At 65.4% G+C, this 22921-nt stretch carries 23 protein-coding genes; 8 read left to right on the top strand and 15 right to left on the bottom strand.

Translation table 11 applies throughout. The features are described from left to right. From F4827_RS00585 to F4827_RS00635, 11 genes are all read right to left on the bottom strand, one after another. Nucleotides 1-678 carry a sigma-E factor negative regulatory protein gene (locus F4827_RS00585; RefSeq protein WP_183720985.1) on the bottom strand — a complete coding sequence of 226 codons (678 nt, stop codon included), beginning with the start codon at nucleotides 676-678 and terminating at the stop codon, nucleotides 1-3. Nucleotides 679-763: 85 nt separating this feature from the next. Next, nucleotides 764-1363, bottom strand: a complete 600-nt coding sequence (gene rpoE, locus F4827_RS00590) for an RNA polymerase sigma factor RpoE (protein ID WP_167059007.1) — start codon at nucleotides 1361-1363, stop codon at nucleotides 764-766. 234 nt (nucleotides 1364-1597) lie between these two features. After that, nucleotides 1598-2014, bottom strand: a complete 417-nt coding sequence (locus tag F4827_RS00595; protein ID WP_183720982.1) for a protein YgfX — start codon at nucleotides 2012-2014, stop codon at nucleotides 1598-1600. Between the two features lie 116 nt (nucleotides 2015-2130). Continuing rightward, on the bottom strand, nucleotides 2131-3372 hold the full coding sequence (fabF, locus tag F4827_RS00600; protein WP_183720979.1) for a beta-ketoacyl-ACP synthase II: 1242 nt from the start codon (nucleotides 3370-3372) through the stop codon (nucleotides 2131-2133). Between the two features lie 204 nt (nucleotides 3373-3576). Continuing rightward, a complete protein-coding gene (gene acpP / locus F4827_RS00605) occupies nucleotides 3577-3816 on the bottom strand; it encodes an acyl carrier protein (RefSeq protein WP_004197638.1) in 240 nt (79 codons plus the stop codon). A gap of 169 nt (nucleotides 3817-3985) precedes the next feature. Next, nucleotides 3986-4735, bottom strand: a complete 750-nt coding sequence (gene fabG, locus F4827_RS00610) for a 3-oxoacyl-ACP reductase FabG (protein WP_167058998.1) — start codon at nucleotides 4733-4735, stop codon at nucleotides 3986-3988. Nucleotides 4736-4764: 29 nt separating this feature from the next. Next, nucleotides 4765-5703 (bottom strand): ACP S-malonyltransferase, encoded by a 939-nt coding sequence (gene fabD / locus F4827_RS00615; RefSeq protein ID WP_183720976.1) that lies wholly within the window; start codon nucleotides 5701-5703, stop codon nucleotides 4765-4767. Between the two features lie 146 nt (nucleotides 5704-5849). After that, nucleotides 5850-6839: a beta-ketoacyl-ACP synthase III gene (locus F4827_RS00620; protein WP_183720973.1), complete on the bottom strand. Its 990-nt coding sequence runs from the start codon at nucleotides 6837-6839 to the stop codon at nucleotides 5850-5852. Then, on the bottom strand, nucleotides 6839-8005 hold the full coding sequence (plsX, locus tag F4827_RS00625) for a phosphate acyltransferase PlsX (protein WP_183720970.1): 1167 nt from the start codon (nucleotides 8003-8005) through the stop codon (nucleotides 6839-6841). Before plsX ends, F4827_RS00620 begins: the two co-directional genes overlap by 1 nt. A 154-nt stretch (nucleotides 8006-8159) precedes the next feature. Next, on the bottom strand, nucleotides 8160-8339 hold the full coding sequence (gene rpmF, locus F4827_RS00630; protein ID WP_018441573.1) for a 50S ribosomal protein L32: 180 nt from the start codon (nucleotides 8337-8339) through the stop codon (nucleotides 8160-8162). 142 nt (nucleotides 8340-8481) lie between these two features. After that, a complete protein-coding gene (locus F4827_RS00635) occupies nucleotides 8482-9099 on the bottom strand; it encodes a DUF177 domain-containing protein (protein ID WP_183720967.1) in 618 nt (205 codons plus the stop codon). 331 nt (nucleotides 9100-9430) lie between these two features. On the opposite strand from F4827_RS00635, the gene F4827_RS00640 reads away from it, so the two are divergent. Both F4827_RS00640 and F4827_RS00645 read left to right on the top strand, forming a co-directional pair. Continuing rightward, complete coding sequence (locus F4827_RS00640) at nucleotides 9431-10069, top strand: Maf-like protein (RefSeq protein ID WP_183720963.1); 639 nt, start codon at nucleotides 9431-9433, stop codon at nucleotides 10067-10069. Further along, a complete protein-coding gene (locus tag F4827_RS00645; protein WP_183720960.1) occupies nucleotides 10066-10788 on the top strand; it encodes an SAM-dependent methyltransferase in 723 nt (240 codons plus the stop codon). Before F4827_RS00640 ends, F4827_RS00645 begins: the two co-directional genes overlap by 4 nt. A 90-nt stretch (nucleotides 10789-10878) precedes the next feature. Here F4827_RS00645 and F4827_RS00650 read toward each other — a convergent pair whose 3' ends face one another. The 4 genes from F4827_RS00650 to F4827_RS00665 form a co-directional block, all read right to left on the bottom strand. After that, nucleotides 10879-11886, bottom strand: coding sequence for a S49 family peptidase (locus F4827_RS00650; protein ID WP_183720957.1), 1008 nt, complete (start codon nucleotides 11884-11886; stop codon nucleotides 10879-10881). 90 nt (nucleotides 11887-11976) lie between these two features. After that, a complete protein-coding gene (locus tag F4827_RS00655; protein ID WP_183720952.1) occupies nucleotides 11977-12375 on the bottom strand; it encodes a Rieske 2Fe-2S domain-containing protein in 399 nt (132 codons plus the stop codon). Next, nucleotides 12372-13031, bottom strand: coding sequence for an HAD-IA family hydrolase (locus F4827_RS00660; protein WP_183720949.1), 660 nt, complete (start codon nucleotides 13029-13031; stop codon nucleotides 12372-12374). Before F4827_RS00660 ends, F4827_RS00655 begins: the two co-directional genes overlap by 4 nt. A gap of 117 nt (nucleotides 13032-13148) precedes the next feature. After that, nucleotides 13149-14174 carry an RluA family pseudouridine synthase gene (locus tag F4827_RS00665; protein WP_183720947.1) on the bottom strand — a complete coding sequence of 342 codons (1026 nt, stop codon included), beginning with the start codon at nucleotides 14172-14174 and terminating at the stop codon, nucleotides 13149-13151. Between the two features lie 882 nt (nucleotides 14175-15056). Between F4827_RS00665 and F4827_RS00670 the strand changes: the two genes are divergently transcribed. The 6 genes from F4827_RS00670 (at nucleotide 15057) to F4827_RS00695 (ending at nucleotide 22854) form a co-directional block, all read left to right on the top strand. After that, nucleotides 15057-18452 (top strand): Rne/Rng family ribonuclease, encoded by a 3396-nt coding sequence (locus tag F4827_RS00670; RefSeq protein WP_183720944.1) that lies wholly within the window; start codon nucleotides 15057-15059, stop codon nucleotides 18450-18452. 224 nt (nucleotides 18453-18676) lie between these two features. Next, nucleotides 18677-19795, top strand: a complete 1119-nt coding sequence (gene moaA, locus F4827_RS00675) for a GTP 3',8-cyclase MoaA (RefSeq protein WP_183720941.1) — start codon at nucleotides 18677-18679, stop codon at nucleotides 19793-19795. A gap of 58 nt (nucleotides 19796-19853) precedes the next feature. Further along, nucleotides 19854-20486, top strand: a complete 633-nt coding sequence (gene mobA, locus F4827_RS00680) for a molybdenum cofactor guanylyltransferase MobA (RefSeq protein ID WP_183720938.1) — start codon at nucleotides 19854-19856, stop codon at nucleotides 20484-20486. 151 nt (nucleotides 20487-20637) lie between these two features. Next, complete coding sequence (glp, locus tag F4827_RS00685; protein WP_183720935.1) at nucleotides 20638-21966, top strand: gephyrin-like molybdotransferase Glp; 1329 nt, start codon at nucleotides 20638-20640, stop codon at nucleotides 21964-21966. Between the two features lie 106 nt (nucleotides 21967-22072). Continuing rightward, entirely contained in the window at nucleotides 22073-22348 is a 276-nt protein-coding gene (locus tag F4827_RS00690; RefSeq protein ID WP_183720933.1) for a hypothetical protein, read from the top strand. Between the two features lie 8 nt (nucleotides 22349-22356). Then, nucleotides 22357-22854: a GNAT family N-acetyltransferase gene (locus F4827_RS00695; protein ID WP_183720930.1), complete on the top strand. Its 498-nt coding sequence runs from the start codon at nucleotides 22357-22359 to the stop codon at nucleotides 22852-22854. Nucleotides 22855-22921 lie beyond the last annotated feature (67 nt).

Below are 22921 nucleotides of genomic sequence, written 5' to 3' on the forward strand. Positions count from 1 at the left end.
TCACTGGCCTTGCGTGGTAAGGGCGGCAGAGCGGATCAGCGGCATCGAATCCGACATGACCGGCTGCTGCGCGAACTGCTGGTGCGCTTCGAGATAGGCGTCCAGCTGCGCGTCGCGGATGATATTGCCATCCTGAACGGCAGCCGTCTGCACGGGCATGGTGTTCATGGCCACGCGCTGGACATTGTCGCCCGCGGGTTGCAGGGCGGCGATCTGCGGGCCGCCGGCCATACCGACGCCACGCATCTGCGGCACCACGATCCATGTGAGCGTGGCTGCGGCAGCCGCCACGGCCAGCGACGGCAAGACGCGACGGCGCAGCGCGAGAATCCGCGCGACGCGGCTGTTATGCGTGCTGACGGCCGTATCCGCCGCCAGGGCGGCAGGCGCCAGCAAGTGCGGCTGGGCCTCGAAGCGCGCGGCAAAACCGGCAATGAACGACTGGCTCGCGGCCGGGCTCAGCGCCAGGTCGTCCGAGCGCAGCGCGTCGCCGATCAGGTGGTATGCCGACCAGACCTTGCGGTCTTCGTCGTCGAGACTGGAAAAAATAGCGTTCAGATGCGCGTGCGCTTCAGTCGCCGATCCGGCAGCGAAATCGGCTGAAAACTCGCCATCGACAAAGGCGGACAGACGCTCGCCGTGCGAGCTTGACACCGATTGCATCGAAACCGACCCCATGATGCTCCCCATTTTCTTACAAAGCCCCGCAGTGACACACTCACTTTAGTGACTTGCGTGCGCGCCCGGCGCGAGCGTGGCTTTTTTACCAGCGCTTGCCTTCCGGTGTGTCCAGCAGCGGACGCAATTTTGCCGCAATGGCTTCGCGAGCGCGGAAAATTCGCGACCTGACAGTGCCGATCGGGCAATCCATCATTTCAGCGATTTCCTCGTAACTCAAACCTTCAATTTCCCGAAGAGTAATGGCGGTGCGCAATTCTTCCGGTAGAACCGCCATTGCAGCATTGACCGTCTGGGCGATCTGCTTGCTCATCAACATCGACTCGGGCGTGTTGATATCCCTTAGTTGATCGGCGTCCGAGAAAGTTTCCGCTTCTTCTGCATCTGCTTCGGTGGAGGTGGGGGCGCGTCTTCCCTGGGTCGCAAGGTAGTTCTTCGCCGTATTGACCGCAATACGGTACAACCACGTATAGAAAGCGGATTCGCCACGGAACTGCGGCAGCGCCCGGTACGCCTTGATAAAGGCGTCCTGGGCCACGTCCTCGACCTCTGCGGGGTCCCGCACGAGGCGCGAGATCAGGCGGATGATCTTGCGGTGGTACTTGGAGACCAGCAGTTCGAACGCGGCCTTGTCACCTTTTTGCACGCGCTCGACCAGCACCTGGTCAATTTCTTTTTCGCTCACCTGAAAAGTCCGTTAGCTCATGAAGTGGACGCGGGGCCTCATTGTAGCGTTACCGCCACGGCGCCACGTTACGCGCGTAACAGCGGTTACAGTCTTTACAGCGCACCGCTGGAGGTGGAACCAAGCTAAATGGGGACGCCCTGCCCAAGCGCAAGAGCCGAAAGGAAAAAGGACGAAGCGAAGGAAGAAAGCGGAAGGAAGAACGCGAAGAAAAACGCGGATAGAGACGCGAATTCAACGTCCGGACGCACTGCGCGCCGCCACCGCCAGCAGACGGAACGACTCCGCATCGACCGAATCGGCAGCGACAAGAACGCTGCTGCGGCGTCCGCCCGCCTCCACGACCAGCGAAAGCAGCGCCCCGCCCCACTGAGCCGCGCCAGTCAGTCGCCCATCCATGAGGCAGGCTCCGGAGCGCGAAAACGCCGCGAAACGGTCAATGCCGATTTCGACGAAAGCCGGCTGCGCACGGCGCCATGCCGCGAAAGCAAGGCCACCCGCCGCGGCCAGGGCGCAGGCAGGCGGCAAGGCCGGCCAGATGCCACCCAACCACGGCGCGAGCGTTGCAAAAAACGCCAGCGCGGCAACGGCAATACCTGCAAGCAGCAAGGCCTGCATCACCCAGGACGGACGCAAGGCGATACGCGGCATACGCGGCGCATGCACGCGCCGCGTAGCAGAAAGAGAGTCGCGGCCGGCCGGCGAAGACTGCTGCGCCGGCGCGGCCGCGGTGTCGCTCTGGGCGATCACGTCAGGGCCGCGAAGCCTTAGGCGTGACGCTTGAAGACGAGCGTGCCGTTCGTGCCGCCAAAGCCGAACGAGTTCTTCAGCGCGACGTCGATCTTCATGTCCCGCGCGGTGTTCGCGCAGTAGTCCAGGTCGCATGCAGGATCCTGGTTGAAGATGTTGATCGTCGGCGGCGACACCTGGTTGTGCACGGCCAGCACCGTGAACACCGACTCCAGCCCGCCCGAGCCGCCCAGCAGGTGGCCCGTCATCGACTTGGTCGAGTTCACGACGATGTCCTTCGCATGGTCGCCGAACGCGCGCTTGATCGCGATGGTTTCCGCGAGGTCGCCCAGCGGCGTCGACGTGCCATGGGCGCTGAGCCAGTTCACTTCGTCGGCGTTGACGCCCGCGTTCTTCAGCGCGGCGATCATGCAGCGACGTGCACCGTCGCCGTCTTCCGGAGGAGCGGTCATGTGAAATGCATCACCGCTCATGCCGTAGCCGCCGATTTCCGCGTAGATTTTCGCGCCGCGCGCCTTCGCGTGTTCGTACTCCTCGAGCACCATCACGCCGGCGCCTTCGCCGAGCACGAAACCATCACGGTCCTTGTCCCACGGACGGCTCGCCGTTGCCGGATCGTCGTTGCGCTGCGACAGGGCGCGCGCCGCCGCAAAGCCGCCGATACCGAGCGGCGACACGGTCGATTCCGCACCACCGGCGATCATCACGTCGCAGTCGCCGTATTCGATCAAACGCGCCGCTTCGCCGATACAGTGCAGGCCGGTCGTGCAGGCCGTGACCATCGACAGGTTCGGGCCCTTGAGGCCGAACTTGATCGAAAGATGGCCCGAAATCATGTTGATGATCGAGGCCGGCACGAAGAACGGCGAAATGCGGCGCGGGCCGCGGTTGAGCAATTCGGTTTGCGTGACTTCGATCATCGGCAGACCGCCGATACCCGAGCCGACGTTTACGCCGATGCGCTCCGCGTTCGCCTCGGTGACTTCGAGGCCACTGTCCTTGATCGCCTGCATGCCCGCAGCGATGCCGTAATGGATAAACGTATCCATATGGCGCGCTTCCTTGGCCGGCATGTACTCTTCGACGTTGAAGCCCTTTACTTCGCCCGCAAAGCGGGTGGAGAAGTTCGTGGCGTCGAACTTCGTGATGTTGGCGATGCCAGACTTGCCGGCGACCAGATTGGCCCAGCCGTCGGCAACATTATTGCCAACAGGCGAAATCAGCCCCAGGCCTGTAACAACAACTCGACGGCGGCTCACGGTAACCCCTTTTCCATAGATGACAAAAACAAAAGCCACAGAGGCCACAGGAAATGCTCCTGTGAGCCCTGTGGCTAGTTGACCGGCAGATGCCCCGCAACGAGTGCGGCGGCCGTACGCGGTTTCACGGGCGAGCGTCCTTGCGGGCCGATGGTACTTCTGGCGCGCCGATGGCGCACCCGGCCCCAACAGGAAGAAGGCTGATTAGGCCTTGACGTTCGCGCGAGCGTAGTCGATAGCTTGCTGGACCGTCGTGATCTTCTCGGCTTCCTCGTCCGGGATTTCCATGCCGAATTCGTCTTCGAGGGCCATCACCAGTTCGACGGTGTCGAGCGAGTCTGCGCCCAGATCGTTCACGAACGAAGCTTCGTTCTTGATTTCAGCTTCGGCGACGCCCAGTTGTTCGGCGACGATCTTCTTGACGCGCTGTTCGATGTTGTCCATTACCCCTCCAAGGGAAAAAAGTTAGCTCATGAATGCGAGTGCGCGCATTTTATCAGGTTTGACCTGGCAGAAAAGCGGCGCACCTGCGGTTCCGGAACGGCTGTCCGCGCCCGCATCTAACGGATCCTTTCGTCGGATGCTTCAAGGCGCGGATAGTACCTGAATCCGGTTAAGACATATACATGCCGCCGTTCACGTGCATCGTCGTGCCCGTGATATAGCCCGCCTGCGGCGAGGCCAGGAATGCCACCGCATGAGCGATGTCTTCCGGGCTGCCCAGACGTCCCAGCGGAATCTGCTGCTTGAGCGCGGCCTGCTGCTCAGCGGGCAGATCCTTGGTCATGTCGGTATCGATGAAGCCCGGCGCCACGCAATTCACCGTGATGCCGCGGCTGCCGATCTCGCGCGCGAGCGCGCGCGTCATGCCCGCGACGCCGGCCTTGGCCGCCGCGTAGTTGGCCTGGCCCGGGTTGCCCGACGAGCCGACCACCGACGTAATGTTGATGATGCGGCCACCCTTGGCCTTCATCATGGGGCGCAGCACGGCGCGCGAGAGACGGAACACCGACTTCAGGTTGGTGTCGATCACCGAATCCCACTCGTCGTCCTTCATGCGCATCGCCAGGTTGTCCTGCGTGATGCCCGCATTGTTGACGAGAATCGCGAGTGCGCCAAATTCCTTGACCGTCGCGTCGATGAGCGCTTCTGCCGCAGCTGCATCGTTGACGTTGAGGACCGCGCCGCGACCCTTCACGCCTGCTTCCTCGAACGCCGCCGTGATGGCTTGCGCGCCCGCTTCGCTGGTTGCCGTGCCGATCACCGTCGCGCCCTGGCGCGCCAGTTCCAGCGCGATCGCGCGGCCGATGCCGCGCGAGGCGCCGGTGACGATCGCGGCTTGATTGTCGAGAGTCTTTTCCATCTTCGAATCCGTTGCGAGTTATGCGCGTGTTACGCGTTCAGAAGCGCGAGCGTGTCTTCGAGCGACTTCGGATCGAACACCGAAGCGCCAACCAGATTGCCGTCGATGCGCTTCGTGAGGCCGGCGAGCACCTTGCCCGGGCCGCATTCGATCACATGCGTCGCGCCTTGCGCGGCGATCGCCTGCACGCACTCGACCCAGCGCACCGGGCCCGCGGCCTGACGCACGAGCGCGTCACGGATCTTCGCGGGATCGGTCTCGAAGGCCACGTCGACGTTGTTGACGACCGGGATGAGCGGCGCGTTCAGCGTGACGTTCGCCAGATACTCGCGCAGTTGATCCGACGCCGGCTTGAGCAGCGACGAGTGGAACGGCGCCGACACCGGCAGCGGCAGCGCGCGCTTGGCGCCCTTCGCCTTGGCGACCTCGCAGGCCTTCTCGACCGCGGCCTTGTGACCGGCGATCACGACTTGCGCCGGCGCGTTGAAGTTGACGGCCTCGACCACGCCGCCGCTGGCCGCAGCCGCTTCGGCGCAGACTGCGCGCACGGTGTCGTCGTCCAGACCGAGCACTGCCGCCATGCCGCCCTCGCCCACCGGCACGGCGTTTTGCATCGCCTGGGCGCGGAAACGCACCAGCGGCACGGCGTCGCGGAACGCGAGCACGCCCGCGGCGACCAGCGCCGTATATTCGCCGAGGCTATGGCCCGCGACGATCGCCGGAGCCGCGCCGCCTGCCTGTTGCCACGCGCGATAAACGGCGTAAGCGGCGGTGAGCATGACCGGCTGCGTGTTGGTGGTGAGATTGAGTTCTTCGGCCGGACCTTCGGCGATCAGCTTGCCGATGTCCTGGCCCAGCGCGTCGGACGCTTCCTGCACGGTCTCGCGCACGACGGCGTTATCGGCGAAGGCGTCGAGCATGCCGACGGCCTGCGAGCCCTGGCCCGGAAAAACGAATGCGAATTTCATGGCTTCCTCAAAATTCGGTCAAAACGGATGGGCGATGCGCTCGGGTGAACCGCCGCGGACCGCGCACATCGCGCTTGCTGCAAAACCTGTTGCAAACGCGAGTGCGGGCGGTCTGCCGGGCGGGAGCGCGAAAGCCCGCGCGGAAATCAGTAGCGGATGACGGATGCGCCCCAGGTGAAACCGCCGCCCACGCCTTCGATGAGCACGTTCTGGCCGCGCTTGATGCGGCCGTCGCGCACCGCGACGTCGAAGGCAAGCGGAATCGATGCCGCCGAGGTGTTGCCGTGATCGCCCACCGTCACCACCATGCGCTCAGCGGGCAGGCCGAGCTTGCGGCAGGTGCCCTGCATGATGCGGATGTTGGCCTGGTGCGGAATCAGCCAGTCGATCTGGTCGGCCGTGAGTTGCGCCTTCTCCAGCGCCTCGTGGGCGACCTTCTCCAGCACGTTCACGGCCAGCTTGAACACGGCCTGACCGTCCATGTGCAGGAAGGCGTTGCCCGCGATCACGCCGCCGTTCACGTTGCCGGGCGTGCACAGGATGTGCGCGTAGCTGCCGTCGGCGTGCAGGGCGCTCGCGAGCACGCCCGGTTGTTCCGAGGCCTGCATCACGATGGCGCCCGCGCCGTCGCCGAACAGCACGCAGGTGGTGCGGTCGTTGAAGTCGAGGATGCGCGAGAAGGTTTCCGCGCCCACCACCAGCGCCGTCTTGTGCTGGCCGCTGCGGATCAGGCTGTCGGCCACCGAAACGGCGTAGGCGAAGCCCGAGCACACGGCCTGCACGTCGAAGGCCGCGCCGTGATTGCGGATGCCGAGCTTGTTCTGCAGCAGGCAGGCGGTGCTCGGAAACACGAAATCGGGCGTCGAGGTGGCGACGATGATGAGGTCGATGGACTGCGGATCGACGTCGGCAGCGGCGATGGCGCGCTGCGACGCGGCGAGCGCGAGATCGCTGGTGGTGACGTCCGGCGCGGCGAAGTGGCGCGCGTGGATGCCCGTGCGGGCAACGATCCACTCGTCGCTCGTCTCGACGCCTTTGGCGGCGAGGCGCTCGGCCAGATCCTGGTTGGTGACGCGCTCAGGCGGAAGGAAGCTGCCCGTGCCGAGCACGCGGGAATAGAGAGTCGGTTGAGCCATTATGCCTTCGAGGATGATGCCTTCGAGGTGGATGCCGCGGCGGGCGGGACGGGCTGGGCGGCGTCTGCCGCCGGGCCTGGTTCGCTCGCGGTTGCGCTCGCGGCCGGGCTGTCGGGAGTCGACGGGGCAGCGCTCTGGCTGCCGGACGCCTGTTCGAAGGAACCGGCGTTGTCTTCCATGGCGCGGGCAAGACGCTCCAGCACGCCATTTTTGACGGCATCATACCCGCGATTGATCGCACACTCAAACGCGTAGGCGTCAGCGGAGCCGTGGCTCTTGATGACGAGGCTCTTCAGGCCGAGCAGCGCCGCGCCATTGTACTGGCGGTGATCGACGCGCTTCTTGAAGCGCATGAGCACGGGCAACGCGGCGATCGCCATCAGCTTCGTGAACCACGAGCGGCCGAACTCTTCCTTGATCATGTCGTTGAGCATCTGTGCGAGGCCCTCCGACGTCTTGAGCGCGACATTGCCCACAAAGCCGTCGCAGACGATCACGTCCACGCTGCCTTTGTAGATGTCGTTGCCTTCGACGTTGCCGCGGAAATTCAGCGTGCTCGCGCGCAGCAGTTCGCCGGCGCGCTTGATGGTTTCGTTGCCCTTGATGACTTCTTCGCCGATGTTCAGGAGCCCGATGGTCGGACGCTCCTTGCCTTCGAGAGCCGCAACGAGCGCGTGGCCCATCTCGGCGAACTGCAGCAGATGTTGCGGTTCGCAGTCGACGTTCGCGCCAAGGTCGAGCATCGTCGTGTAGCCGCGCGGATTAGGCAGCGCAAAGGCGATGGCCGGGCGTTCGATGCCAGGCAACGTCTTCAGGACGTAGCGGGACACGGCCATCAGCGCGCCGGTGTTGCCAGCCGACACGCAGGCCTGCGCCGCGCCCTCTTTCACGCGATTGAGCGCGACGCGCATGGACGAGTCTTTCTTCTTGCGAAGAGCGACCTCGACCGGATCGTCCATTTCGACGACCTCGGTGGCGGGAACGACGGAAAGTGCGGGGAGGTCCTGCGCCTTGAGCTTCTTGAGCTGGGCGCGGATCGCCGTCTCGATGCCCACGAGCTGCAGATGCGCGTCGGGGTGGGAGCGGACGAAATGGACTGCGGCGGGCACCGTCACCGACGGGCCGTGGTCGCCTCCCATGCAATCTATCGTGAGCGTAACAGTCATGGAATGCGACGAATTTCAGGCACAAAAAAGCGGCAGTTGAATGCCGCCTTTTTTGCCGAGCCGAACAATGGTCAAGCGAACGGAATCGCCATGTGCGGCGCTGCTGGATGGCCGCTGGATGAACCCGGAGCCGCCGCGCTGCACACTGGAACGATTAGTCGTTCTTGGTCTTGACGACTTTCTTGCCGCGGTAGTAGCCGTTCGGGCTGATGTGGTGACGCAGATGCACTTCACCCGTGCTCGGCTCGACAGCCAGCGGAGCGCCCGTGAGGAAATCGTGCGAGCGGTGCATACCGCGCTTCGACGGCGACTTCTTGTTTTGTTGAACTGCCATGATAACTCCTGAAAATTTTCCGAATTCTAACACAGCCCGATCCGGCCGCCGCCACCCTGGGGATGGCCGGACTCCGGGCTCAGGCCCACGTATCTGAAACTGCTGCCCCTGCGGCCGCCTGATAGCCAGTAATAACCGACGCTCAGTGCTTGCTGCCGGGACCGTCCTTCTTGAGCGATTCGAGCGCCGCAAAAGGGTTGATGCGCTCTTCCGTCTCGATCTCCTGCTCCGGCACGTCGTCCACGGAATCCACGCCTTCCGCGCCATCGGGACCCGAGGCGAGGCTTTCGTGAATTGCCGGACAGACTTCGTGCTTCGGCACGAGCGGCAAGGCGAGCAACAACTCCTCTTCGATCAAGTCGACGAGATCGAAATGGCGCGAGCCTACGATCACTTCGACTTCATCGTCGTCGAGCGGAAACTCATCCGCCTCTTCTTCCGTCTGGACGATACGGAAGACCGCATCGGCATTGAAGGCCTGCTCATAGGGAGCGAGGCACCGCTGACACGTGAGCCAGGCGCCGCCGTGGATCACGAGCCGCAGATACGGCTGCGGAGCATGGGTGCCGTCATCCTGCAATTCCGGCTGCGTAAAGCCTTCGGCCTGCCAGGTGAACGCGGTGTCGCGATCGGGCGCATCGGCCGGGACTTCATTCAATATGCGAGGCAACTGCCCGATGCGAACCATGCCGGCCGCGTCGCGTGCACTGCGCGCAAATTCAAAAATATCGATATCGCGTGGGTTGAGCTGTTCGGTCATGTGAGCTCTCCTGCTTCAAACATGCGACCTGCAAGCGACGCAAGCCGGTTGATGTGAACGGCCTGATTTATCGATTGGCTGCTTGATCCCCACCGCATCGGCTACGCGCTTTATGCCCTTGCTTTACGCCCTTACTGGCTTCCTTGCCGGCCTGACAGACGTGGCAAGGCGAACGTACCGATGAAAAGCCCAAAATCATAGCGCCTTTATCTTTGTCAGTCAAACACTTAAGCTCCTGTCCGAAGGCGACAAGATGACTGGCCACTACGCCAGTGTCTGTCCCTAATGTATCCCCGTGGTATTCCAGCCCAGACTCAGCTCAATTCCGACCATGCTGCCAGATTCTTCGCCCGCTCAAACCCAGGGTCGCCCCGCGCTGATCCTCGCGTCCAGTTCGCGCTATCGCCGCGAACTGCTCGAACGCCTGCGCATTCCGTTCAGCACCGCCGTGCCCGCCATCGACGAAACGCCGCGCGCGGGCGAGACGCCCGAAGCCACGGCGCTGCGTCTTTCCGTCGAAAAGGCGCAGGCAGTGGCCGCCGCCTTGCCAGCAGGCACGGGCCGCACGCTCGTGATCGGCTCCGATCAGGTCGCCACCTTCGACGGCCGCCAGATCGGCAAGCCGGGCACGCACGAGCGCGCGCTCGAACAACTGCAGGCCATGCGCGGGCGCGAAGTGCTGTTCCATAGCGCCCTGAGCCTGCTCGACACGTCGACTGGCCAGACGGATAGCGTCGATGTGGTGACGAAAGTGCGCTTTCGGGATCTGCCGGACGCGGCGCTCGACGCCTATCTACGCGCCGAGGAGCCGTACGACTGTGCGGGCAGCGCCAAGTCCGAGGGGCTTGGCATCGCGCTGCTCGAAGCCATCGAATCCGACGACCCCACCGCCCTGATCGGTCTGCCGCTCATTGCGCTCACGCGCATGCTGCTGGCGGCGGGCTTCCCGCTGCTGGAGGCGCAAGCATGAGCACGGGCACCCTCTATCTGATCCCGAACACGCTCGGCGACGGCGACGAGGCCGCCCTCGCCTACGTCCTGCCCGCGCCGGTGCGCGAGCGCGCGGGCACGCTTGCCAGCTATATCGGCGAGAACGCCAAGACCACGCGCGCGTTCCTCAAGCGTGTTGGCACCACGCGTCCGATTCAGGAAATCGAGATTCACGAGCTGAACGTCAACACGCCCGCGGGCGAAATCGACAAATTGCTCAAACCGCTGCTGGGCGGCATCGACACGGGCCTCGTATCGGAAGCGGGCGTGCCCGCGGTGGCCGACCCCGGCGCGCTGCTGGTGCGCCGCGCGCACGAGCGCGGCATCAAGGTCGTGCCGCTGGTCGGGCCGAGTTCGATCCTGCTCGCGCTGATGGCGTCGGGCCTGAACGGCCAGAGCTTCGCGTTCCACGGCTACCTGCCCGTGGACGCCAACGAGCGCATCAAGAAGCTGCGCGAACTCGAACAGACGTCGCGCAAGGCGAAGCAGACGCAGATCTTCATCGAAACGCCGTATCGCAACAAATCGATGCTCGATACGCTGCTGTCGACCTGCGCACCGTCGACGCTCGTCTGCGTGGCCGCCGACCTCACGCTGCCGACCGAGACGATCCTCAGCCGCGCCGTGTCCGACTGGAAGAAGAAGCCCACACCGGACCTGCACAAGCGCCCGGCGATCTTCCTGCTGCTGGCGCATTGAGCCGGCGCGAAAGCGCGCCCCAAATAAACGGCCGCTGCACGCAAAAATGCAGCGGCCATTTTGCATCGACCCGATGAATGCTGCGGCGCTTTACCGCACCGAAAGCTTCGCGCCCGAAATGAGCGAATGCACGGCGCCCGCGCCGACGCTTGCGCCAAAGCGCTTGGCCACGCGGTCGGAAATGCTCTGCTTGACGGTGTAGTCGACCACGTCCGGCGCCTTGATGACCTCGCGCGCGACAAAATCGGTGTCGCCATACCCATCGGCGAGACCCAGTTCCACGCTCTTCTGACCGGTCCAGAACAGGCCCGAGAAGATATCGGGTGACTCCTTCAGGCGCTGGCCGCGCCCCGCCTTCACCGCGTCGATGAACTGCTGGTGAATCTGGTCGAGCATCTCCTGAGCGTGCGCGTCCATCTTCTGCGTATCGGGCGAGAACGGGTCGTAAAACCCTTTGTTTTCACCCGAGGTCCGCAGACGGCGCTCGACGCCGAGCTTGTCCATCAGGCCCGTAAAGCCGAAACCGTCCATCAGCACGCCGATCGAGCCGACGATGCTGGCCTTGTTCACGTAGATCTTGTCGGCGGCGGCGGCCACGTAATAGCCGCCCGACGCGCACATATCGCCCACCACCACGTAGAGCGGGATGGCCGGATATTTCGCGCGCAGCCGATGGATCTCGTCGTTGATGATGCTGGCCTGCACCGGCGAGCCGCCCGGGCTGTCGATATGCAGGATCACGCCGGCCGTGCCGTCGTCGTCGAAGGCGCTGTCTAGCGCGCTATTGATGTCTTCGGCGTTGGCGGGCGTATCGGACGATATCTCGCCATCGAGCGACACCAGCGCCGTATGACGGCCGCCGCCTTCGACGCGCGCGCCGGAAAGGTCGAACACGCTCCATGCAATCAGCACCAGCACGGCGAGGAACGCGAAGCGGAAGAAGATTCTCCAGCGCCGCGCCGCGCGTTGCTCAGTGATGGCGGCCATGGCGATGCGTTCGAGCGCTTCGCGCTCCCAGCCGCCATTACCGGCTTCCACCTTGCCCGAATGCATGGGGCGCGGCGGCTCGTTCGAATCGGGGGTCGGTTTGTCTGACATGCGTAAGTGTTTGAATCAGCGATCGAATCGGGCCAAAAGCCGGCGCAGCAAGGCAACTGGCAATCAAGACAACCCGGATAGTCGGGGCAATCAGGTTGGGGCCGGAACCAGGTCCGCGTCCGGCAGCCAGAATACCGCACGGCCATCGGGCGTGTCGCGTTCCTCGACGCGCACCGCGCGCAGACGCCCGCCGCGGCACGGGCCACCCACGCATTTGCCGGTCTCGGGCTGGTAGATCGCGCCGTGCGTCGCGCACATCAGATAAAGCCCCGACGACTCGAAGAACTGCCCTTCCACCCAGTCCAGTTCCATTGGCACGTGCGCGCAGCGGTTCAGGTAGCCATAGGCTTCGCCGCCAAAGCGCACGAAGAACACCACGGCCGGGCCGCCCGCGTAGGTTGCGTTCATGCGCACGCCCGCGCCGCCATCGACGAGTTCTCCGGCGGCGCACACGCGCACGGCGGTACTCGTTTGCGCGGCTTCAATCATGCGTGCTCCCGCAGCCACGCGGCGAGTTCGGCCACATCGGCGGCGATGAACCGGGGCGCCAGCACCTCCAGCGATGCAGCGGAATGCGCGCCATAGCCCACGCCCACGGCTGCCGCGCCCGCATTCGCGGCCATCTGCAGGTCGTGCGTGGTGTCGCCGATCATCACGGTTCGGCCCAGATCCTGCCCCAGTTCACGCGTGAGTTCATGCAGCATGGCCGGATGCGGCTTCGAGAAAGTTTCGTCGGCGCAGCGCGTGCCGTCGAACAGGCTCGTGAGGTTGGCGTCGGCCAGCGCGCGGTTCAGGCCCACACGGCTCTTGCCGGTTGCCACACCGAGCAGATAGCCGGTGTCGCGCAGTTCGGCGAGCATCTCGCGCACGCCCTTGAACAGCTCGGTCTGCTGATCCTTGAGAAGATAGTGGATGCGATAGCGCTCCACGAGGCGCGGATAGTCGGCCGGGTCGAGCGTGGGCGCGGCGATCTGCAGCGCCTCGCGCAGGCCAAGGCCGATCACGTAGCTCGCGGCCTCGTCGCCGGGCACGGGCAGGCCCAGGTCGCGGCAGGCGGCCTGGATGCTGCGCGTGATGTGGGCGGTCGAGTCCATCAGCGTGCCGTCCCAGTCGAACACAATCAGGTCAAATTGCTGTCGGGCCATTCGGTCCTTCTCCAAACACTGTTGTTCTTAAGTCCGGTGTATTTCTGTCGTCGCGCCGCATTGTGCCCCGCCTTGGGACCCGAAGGCGGGCAATGCGGCCGCGCCGTGCTCCAACCCTTATTCGGGCTGTGCGGCTGCATCTTCCCCCGCCGCCTCACGCTGCGCGCGCAGTTCGTCGACGAAGCGGCGCAGTTCCGGCGGCAGCGGCGCTTCGAACTGCAGCGGCACGCCGGTGATCGGATGCGTGAGCTTGAGCCGGTGCGCGTGCAGGAACATGCGCTTGAGGCCCGGTTTGGCGTTGGTGCGCGCCAGCGCCTTGTTGAGCGCAAAGTCGCCGTACTTGGCGTCGCCGACGATCGGCAGGTCCAGATGCGCCAGATGGACACGGATCTGATGGGTACGACCGGTCTTGAGTTCGGCTTCGAGCAGCGCGTATTCCTGCCAGCGCTCCACGAGGTTGAAGACCGTATGCGAAGGCTGACCGTCCGCCTGCACGCGCACGCGGCGCTCGCCTTCCGGGGTCAGATACTTGTGCAGCGGCTCCTTGACTGCGCGCCGGCGCCCCCAGTCGCTCGCCCAGTCGCCGTGCACACAGGCGTAGTAACGCTTGTCGGTCTTGTTGTCGCGCATCTGCTCGTGCAGACCGACCAGCGCCGCGCGCTTTTTCGCCAGCATCAGCACGCCCGACGTTTCACGGTCGAGCCGATGGACGAGTTCAAGGAATTTGGCCTGCGGGCGCGCCTCGCGCAACTGCTCGATCACGCCGAAGGCCACGCCGCTGCCGCCATGCACGGCGACGCCCGCCGGCTTGTCGATCACCAGCATCGCTTCGTCCTCGAAGAGCACTTTGAACTCGGCGGCCGGCACCGGCGCCTGTTCCGGCGCTGTTTTTTCGGCGATGCGGATGGGCGGCACGCGCACAATATCGCCCAGTTCGAGGCGGTACTGCGCATCGATCCGCCCCTTATTCACACGCACTTCGCCGCTGCGCAAAATGCGATAAATGTGGCTTTTCGGCACGCCTTTGCACACGCGCAGGAGGAAATTGTCGATCCGTTGACCGGCGGCGCCATCGTCGATCTCGACGAAGGAAACCTGGTCACTTGCGACCTGATTCTGGGATATTTTGCCTAACCCTTTCATTCTGAATATAATTTGCCCAACGCTGACGCGAAGGTTGGCCCAACGGCCAAAAAGTTCCTGATCCGCCCGATGGTTATCCAAGGGGGATCACACGGACCTGGACCACGCGAAATGCGCAGGCAGCAAGCGATAAACGGTTATTTTACTTGCGCCCGGGGCTGGTTGCTCACCCTGTCTTAAGAGAAGCAACGAGTTGCACGCACGGATCACCCGACGGCAGGGACGGCGCCCACAGGCACGTTCGGTCGCACCGGGCTCCGACGGTAACGGAAGGTTGGTATAAAGAATTCATCCGGCGCGTCGCGCCGCGCGCCCGAAGCGATTTCGATGCGGCCGCGGTACGACGCGACGGCTGCGAAAATACGGCGAGCGCCCGATTTGTCCTGGCAATGCGCGGGACATGGCGACGTCAAAAGTGGCGAGACACCCGAGGGGGAAGACGGGCGTTCCTGATAGCTTCCCGTACGCGGCCCTTTTGCAGACAGCGAAGGTCGCGAAGCCGATCCAGCCAGCAGCGCGCGCAGTTCGCGGCTGCGGTTTGTTTCCTGTTGCGGTCGTGCGTGGCGCAGTTTGCCGCCGGCGCACGCAGCAGACGAAACTCACGGATCAGTGGAAGCGCAGGAAAAATCCGTGCCCCGCCGGCACGTCTCTTCGCTTCTTGAAGACGTATTTCGCATGCGCCCACGCGGCCCGTCTCTGGCAACGCAACGCCGGCCGGCCGCCTCAACGGCAATTCTCCCCGCCATCTTTCCCGCTCCAGCGTGCTTGTGAAAACACAACAAGGCGCGGCTTGCCGCTGCCCGCCCCTGTGCCGTCCGGCGAAGCGCCGGATACCTCCAGGGTATCAAAGGGTGGTGTGTGCAGCCGCACTGGAGTCGTTCAATGAAACGAATGCTGTTCAACGCGACGCAGCAGGAAGAACTGCGCGTCGCCATCGTCGATGGACAGAAGCTGATTGACATCGACATCGAAACCGCCGGTCGCGAGCAGCGCAAAGGCAACATCTACAAGGGCATCGTCACCCGCATCGAGCCGTCGCTCGAAGCGTGTTTCGTCAACTACGGCGAAGATCGCCACGGCTTCCTGCCGTTCAAGGAAGTCGCCCGTCAATACTTCCGCGACGGCGTGGACATGCGCGGCGCGCGTATTCAGGACGCCCTCAAGGAAGGTCAGGAACTGATCGTCCAGGTCGAAAAAGAAGAGCGCGGCAACAAGGGCGCAGCCCTGACCACGTTCATCTCGCTCGCCGGCCGCTATCTCGTCCTGATGCCGAACAACCCGCGCGGCGGCGGCGTGTCGCGCCGCATCGAGGGCGACGACCGTCAGGAACTGCGCGAAACCATGGCGCAGCTGCAACTGCCGGAAGGCATGAGCATCATCGCGCGCACGGCCGGCATCGGCCGCTCCGCCGAAGAGCTCCAGTGGGACCTGAACTACCTTCTGCAACTGTGGCGCGCAATCGAAGCCGCGTCGCAGGCGGGCACGACCGGTCAGCCGATGCTGATCTATCTGGAATCGAGCCTCGTGATCCGCGCGATCCGCGACTACTTCCAGCCCGACATCGGCGAAATCCTCATCGACACCACCGAGATCTATGACCAGGCGCGCGCCTTCATGGATATCGTGATGCCGGACAATGTCAACAAGGTGAAGCGGTATCACGACGATGTGCCGCTGTTCTCGCGTTTCCAGATCGAGCACCAGATCGAAACGGCATACTCGCGCACCGTTCCGCTGCCTTCGGGCGGCGCGATCGTGATCGACCACACCGAAGCGCTGGTCGCCATCGACGTGAACTCGGCGCGCGCCACCAAGGGCGCCGACATCGAGGAAACCGCCGCGCGCACCAACCTGGAAGCCGCCGACGAAGTCGCTCGCCAGTTGCGTCTGCGCGACCTGGGCGGCCTGATCGTGATCGACTTCATCGACATGGAGTCGGCCAAGAGCCAGCGTGAAGTCGAGCAACGCCTGAAAGATGCGCTGCGCCATGACCGCGCCCGCGTGCAGATGGGCAAGATCTCGCGCTTCGGCCTGATGGAGCTGTCGCGCCAGCGTCTGCGCCCGGCCCTCTCGGAAGGCAGCCACGTCACCTGCCCGCGCTGTAACGGCACGGGCCATATCCGCGATACGGAATCGTCGGCGCTTCAGGTCCTGCGCATCATCCAGGAAGAAGCGATGAAGGAGCACACGGCAGCGATCCACTGCCAGGTGCCGGTCGAAGTGACCGCCTTCCTGCTCAACGAAAAACGTTCGGAAATCAACAAGATCGAGTCGCGCTTCAAGGTCGGCGTCGTGCTGATCCCGAACAAGCACCTCGAAACGCCGCACTACAAGCTCGAACGTCTGCGCCACGACGATGTGCGTCTGGACGATCCGCGCGCGTCGTGGAAGATGGCCGAGGAAGCGGCTCGCGAACTGGAATCGGAAACCGGTTACAGCAAGCGCAACGCCGAAGCCAAGCCCAAGCAGGAAGCCGCGGTGAAGGGCATCACGCCGGAGCGTCCGGCGCCGTCCGCACCGGTCAAGCCCGTCGAGGCCGCTGTCGTGGCCGCACCGGTTGCGGCGGCAGCAGCCGGCGGTGGTTTCTTCGGCTTCATCAAGCGCCTCTTTGGCGGCGCGCCGGCAGCGGCGCCCGCACCGGCACCGGTCGCCCAGCAGGACAAGGCAGCCCGTCCGGCGCGTGCCGAGCGCGGTGAGCGCACCGAGCGCGGCGACAAGGCCGCTGCGGGCGACCGCAATCGCAACCGCCGCACCGGCGGGCGCGACGCGGCAGGCCGTGGCGAAGCCACGACCGGCACGCGCGCAGGTCAGGGCCGTCCGGAACGCGAAGCACGCGAGCCACGTGAACCGCGCGAAGCGCGTGAGGGACGCGAAGGCCGCGAACCGCGTGAGGCACGCGAGCCGCGCGAAACCCGTGAACCGCGCGCACCGCGTGAGGCACGTGAAACCCGTGAGCCGCGTGAACAACGCGAAGGTCGCGAGCCGCGTGCTGAACGCGAAGCACGCGAGCCACGTGAGCAGCGCATCGAACGCGTCGAGCGAGGCCAGGATCACACGGAGGCAGCAGAAGCCGCACCGCGCGGCGAGCGTCATGAACGCGCAGAGCGTGGCGAGCGCCGTGAACGTGGCGAGCGCCGTCGTCAGCAGCCGAATGAAGCCGCCGAAGCACAGGAAGCCCGTCTCGAAGCCGCCAGCGCGGGTGCTGAAGCGGAAAGCGCCGACGCCGCCCAGGCCGCCCTCACCGATGGCGTGAACCAGGCCGGTTTCGACGAAGACGGTACGGCACCGCAAGGTGAGGAGCGTCGTCGTCGCCGTCGCGGCCGCCGTGGCGGTCGTCGCGAGCGCGATGCAGAAGGTACGGCGGCACTCGAAGGCGCGGAAGGCGAAGGTTCGGATGAAGCAGCAGCGATCGAAGCCCCCGCTGACACGCACGCTGAGCACGCTCCGGCATCGGAAACCGTCGTCCGCACGTCCGTCGCCGAGACGGTTGTCGCGACGGCCCTGCCTGTCGCGGCCGCCGCTGCTGCAGTCGAAGCCGCGCAAGCGGCCCAGCCTGTGCAAGTGACGCAAACGCCAGTTGAAGCGGTTGCTCCGGTGGAAGCCGTTGCGCCGGTTGAAGCCGTTGCTCCGATCGCTCCGGCTACACCGGTCGAAACTCGTGCTGCTTCTACGGCTCCGGTCGAGCCCGCGGCTGCGGCTGCTGTGGTTGAGGCAGTCGCTCCGGCAGTCGAGCCGGTTGCTCCCGCAGCACCGGCCGCGCCGGCCGCACCGATCGAAGCCGAGCCGGTCGCGCAAGCGCCTGCCGCACCGGTCGAAGCCCCCGCAGCCGAACTGCCGATGGCGCGTGAGGACCGTGTCGAAGCACCGCACGCAGAAGCTGTCGAGGCCGTCCAGCCCGCAGCACCGGCTCCGGTCGAAACGCGTGTCGAAGCCGTTCAAGCAATTGAACCGGCTGTGGCAACCGCACCGGCACAGGTGGAAACCGCAGCACCGGCACCGGTCGTTGAGGCACCTGCGGCAGCACCTGCGGCCGCCCCCGTCGTCGCCCCTGCAACCGCTCCAGCAACCGCTGCAGCAGCCGCAACTGGCGAAGCACTGGCTCCGATGCTCGAATCGGCCGGCCTCGTGTGGGTGAACACCGACTCCGCCAAGCTGCGCGCCGCGCAGGACGCAGCGGCCCAGGTGGTCAAGCCCGCGCGCGTGCCGCGTGAGCGCAAAGTGCTGCCGCCGGTCGATGCCGCGCCGATGCAGCAAGTGGAAACGACCCGTCAGGGCTGAACCCCGATGCGGTCAGGCACCGGAAACCGCCCCCGCGGGCGCTTCCGGCGCCCTTTCCCCCGCTGAATGGTGCCCAATACCGCACCGCAGCAAAGAGCCCGCCCCATATCGGCGGGCTTTTTTTTGATATATCAACGTTCACCCTCGTCGGTGTTGGGCGGACGCTTCGGCTAAAATCGAAGCATCGCGCGGATTTCGCCGACTGTCCCGAGCACGCAGAAACCATGTCCCGACGCATCATCCCCGTTGCCGATGCCCGCACCCTGCCGCCCAGCGTCCAGCCGGCGGCGGCGTCCACGCGCGCACCAGGCGGCGAGCTTTTCGATGCGCTTGCGCGGCCGCTGCGCGACCTGCGTATCTCGGTGACGGACCGCTGCAATTTCCGCTGCGTGTACTGCATGCCGCGCGCGGTGTTCGACAAGGACTATCCGTTCCTGCCGCACTCGTCGCTGCTCACGCTTGAGGAAATCGAACGTCTCGCGCGGCTTTTCGTCGCGCACGGCGTCACCAAGATTCGTCTGACGGGCGGCGAGCCGCTGTTGCGCAAAAACATCGAATTCCTGATCGAGCGGCTGGCCGCGCTGCGCACGCCCGACGGCGCGCCGCTCGACCTCACGCTCACGACCAACGGTTCGCTGCTCGCCCGCAAGGCGCGCTCGCTGCGCGACGCGGGTCTTACACGCGTCACCGTGAGCCTCGACGCACTGGACGACGCCCTGTTCCGCCGCATGAACGACGCCGATTTTTCGGTCGGCGACGTGCTCGACGGCATCGCCGCCGCGCAGGCGGTCGGCCTTGCGCCGCTCAAGGTCAACATGGTCGTCAAGCGCGGCACCAACGACAGCGAAATCGTGCCGCTCGCGCGCCACTTCCGTCACTCGGGCGTGGCGTTGCGCTTCATCGAATACATGGACGTGGGCGCGACCAACGGCTGGAACATGGCCGAAGTGCAGCCCTCCGCCGAGGTGGTCGCGCGTATTGCCGAACACTTCCCGCTCGTGCCGCTCGAAGCGCACAGCGCAGCCGAAACGGCGCAGCGCTGGGGCTACGCCGATGGCGCGGGCGAGATCGGCGTGATCTCCAGCGTCACGCGCGCGTTCTGCGGCGACTGCACGCGTGCGCGTCTGTCGACCGAGGGCAAGCTGTACCTGTGCCTGTTTGCGTCGATGGGCTACGACCTGCGCGCGCTGGTGCGCGGCGAGGCCAGCGATGCCTCCATCTCCGCCGCCATTGCGCAGATCTGGGAACAGCGCGCCGACCGCTACTCGCAACTGCGCGGCAGCGCCGCCGCACCGGTGACCAGCGAAGAACGTCGCATCGAGATGTCGTATATCGGCGGCTGATCCGCTGCCCGCCCCGCCGGCGCGCTCGCGCGCCACCTCGCCCTCGCCTTGCGCTGTCATGCCGATTTCCGATTCCGCCGCCATCCCCGCTTCATCCATTACCGGCCTGGTGCTCGCGGGCGGGCGCGGCCAGCGCATGGGCGGCGCCGACAAGGGCCTGCAGCGCCTGCACGGCAAGCCGCTTGCCGCTCACGTGCTCGCGCGTCTCGCACCGCAGGTCGGCGTGCTGGCGATCAGCGCGAATCGCAACCGCGAGGCCTACGCGGCGCTCGGCGCACCCTGGCAGGCAAGCGTCCTCGTCGACACCCTGCCCGACTATCCCGGGCCGCTTGCGGGACTGCTCGCCGGACTGCGCGCCGCGCGCACCGAATGGCTCCTGAGCGCGCCCTGCGATTCGCCGTGGCTGCCTGCCGACCTCGCCATGCGTCTGGCCGAAGCGGCGCGCGGGCGTGGCGTCGCCATCGCCACGGCAACCACCACCAGCGCCGCGGGCGAAGTCAGCCTGCATCCCGTCTTCGCCTTGCTGCACAGCTCGCTCGCCGACGATCTCGCGGCCTTTCTCGACGCAGGCGAGCGCAAGGTACGCGCGTGGTACGCGCGCCACACGGCGGCCGAAGTGGACTTTGCCGATGAACGCGCGTTTTACAATGTCAACTCCCTGCAGGATCTCGCCGACCTCGACCGTGCCTGACGGGCACAGCCGAATGCCGCTTCATGCGCAGCCTTATACGCAGCCTTATGCGCCCCGCATGCCGCCGGCCTCGGGCACCTCAGCAGGACGATCGCCGCACCCTTTGAGCGAAGTTGCGCAAACGCGTGCGGATGCGACGCTTCTCCACCCCATGACCACGCCGAATACTTTCTCCGCGAGCGCCGCGAGCCTCACCCAGTTCGACCCACAAGCCTTGCCCGTCAGTGCCGCCCAGGCCATCGTGCTGGAATGGGTCACGCCGCTTGCGCAAAGCGAACGCGTGCCGCTGCGCGATGCGCTCGCGCGCGTGCTCGCCGCCGACGTGATCTCGCCGATCGACGTGCCCGCGCACGACAATTCGGCGATGGACGGCTATGCGTTCGATGGCGCCGCGCTCTCGAACCCGGCAAACACCGCCGTGCTCACGCTAACGGTCGCCGGCAAGGCATTCGCGGGCCATCCGTTCCCGGGCGAAGTCGCGCCAGGTCATTGCGTGCGCATCATGACCGGCGCGCCGATGCCCGCAGGCTGCGACACCGTGGTGCCACAGGAGCGTGTGAGCATGCATGCCGATGACGACAGCGCCAGCGAGACGGTCACCTTCACCACCGACGGCCTCGCCCCCGGCGCGAACCGCCGCCGCCAGGGCGAAGACCTCGCGCGCGACGGCGTGGCGCTGCGCACGGGCCGCATGCTGCGCGCCAGCGACATCGGCTTGATGGCCTCGCTCGGCCTTGTCGATGTCAAGGTGAAGCGGCGCCTGCGCGTCGCGTACTTTTCGACCGGCGACGAACTGCGCTCGCCGGGCCAGCCGCTTGACGCAGGCTGCATTTACGACAGCAACCGCTACACGCTCGGTGCGATGCTGCGCCGTCTGGAGGTCGAGCCGATCGACCTGGGCCGCGTGCGCGACGATCCCGATGCGCTCGCCGCCACGCTGCTGCAAGCCGCCGAAAGCGCCGATGTCGTGCTGACTTCGGGCGGAGTTTCGGTGGGCGAAGCCGATTTCACACGCACGCAACTGCAAACCCTTGGCGACGTGAGCTTCTGGGGTCTGGCGATGCGTCCGGGCCGCCCGCTCGCATTCGGCCGCATCTGGTCGGGCGGCCGTCCCGGCGTGGGCCGCGCGGCGCTGCTGTTCGGCCTGCCGGGCAATCCGGTCGCGACCATGGTGAGCTTCTACCAGATCGTGCGCCCAGCGCTGATCGCGATGTCGGGCGCGACGCCTCAGCCTGTGCCGCTGATCCCCGCGCGCTGCGACGCGCCGATCCGCAAGCGTGCGGGCCGCACCGAATTCCAGCGCGGCGTCGCCGGACGCGACGCGCACGGTCAATGGCGCGTCACCCCGACGGGATCGCAAAGTTCCGGCGCGTTAAGCACCATGAGCGAGGCGAACTGCTTTATCGTGCTCGCCCATGAGACCGCCGATCTCGATGCTGGCGATACCGTCGACGTCATGCTGTTCGACGGGCTCGTATAAAGCCGAATCACGCCGCATCGCCACAAGACTCCTTCGCAGCCGCAGCCGTTTTTATTCGTCAACGATACCGATACGCTACGTCCACTCGACCTACGGACCGACTCATATGAAAAAACAGATCTCGTTCATCGCCGCGGGCCAGACCGCCAAGGCGCTCATCCTCGTCTACCTCACGTTCAGCGTGCCGGTCGTGCTGCTGGTCGCCGTGGTGGCGTTCTTCCGCTACGGCACCTTCGAACTCGGCACCGTATTCAGCGCGCTGATCCTCAACGCCATCGTCGGCTTCGTGCTGCTGTGGATCGCCTGCCATTTGTACAACTGGGTTGCTTCGCGCTTCGGCGGCATCGAGATCCACCTCTCCGACGCCCCCGAGGAAGCGTGATGGGCGCGATGAGTGCCACCATCCGCGCCGCCACGCCGGCCGATGTCGGCGCGATTCACGCGCTGATGTACGAACTCGCCGAATTCGAGAAGCTCACGCATCTCTTCACCGGCACGCCCGAACTGCTGGGCGACGCCCTGTTCGGCACGCACCCCGCGGCCGAAGCGCTGGTCGCCGAGGACGCGGGCAAGATCGTCGCCTATGCGGTGTTCTTCCATAACTACTCGACGTTCCTCGGCCGGCGCGGCCTGTATCTCGAAGACCTCTACGTGCAGCCGACGCAGCGCGGCACGGGTCTGGGCACGGCGATGCTGCGCGCCCTCGCGGCGATTGCCGTCGAGCGCAAATGTGCGCGCTTCGAATGGAGCGTGCTCGACTGGAACGAACCGGCGATCCGCTTCTACGAGAAGATGGGCGCGACCGTGTACTCCGACTGGCGCATCGTGCGCGTGACGGGCGATGCGCTCGACAAGCTCGCCGCGCCTGGCGAACCGGTCATCGGCTAAAACCCGCCAGTGCACAAAAAAGGGCCGTGCGCGGTGCTGCGCACGGCCCTTTTTCCATTTGCCCTTT

Source organism: Paraburkholderia bannensis (assembly GCF_014200455.1).
Lineage (GTDB): Bacteria > Pseudomonadota > Gammaproteobacteria > Burkholderiales > Burkholderiaceae > Paraburkholderia > Paraburkholderia bannensis_A.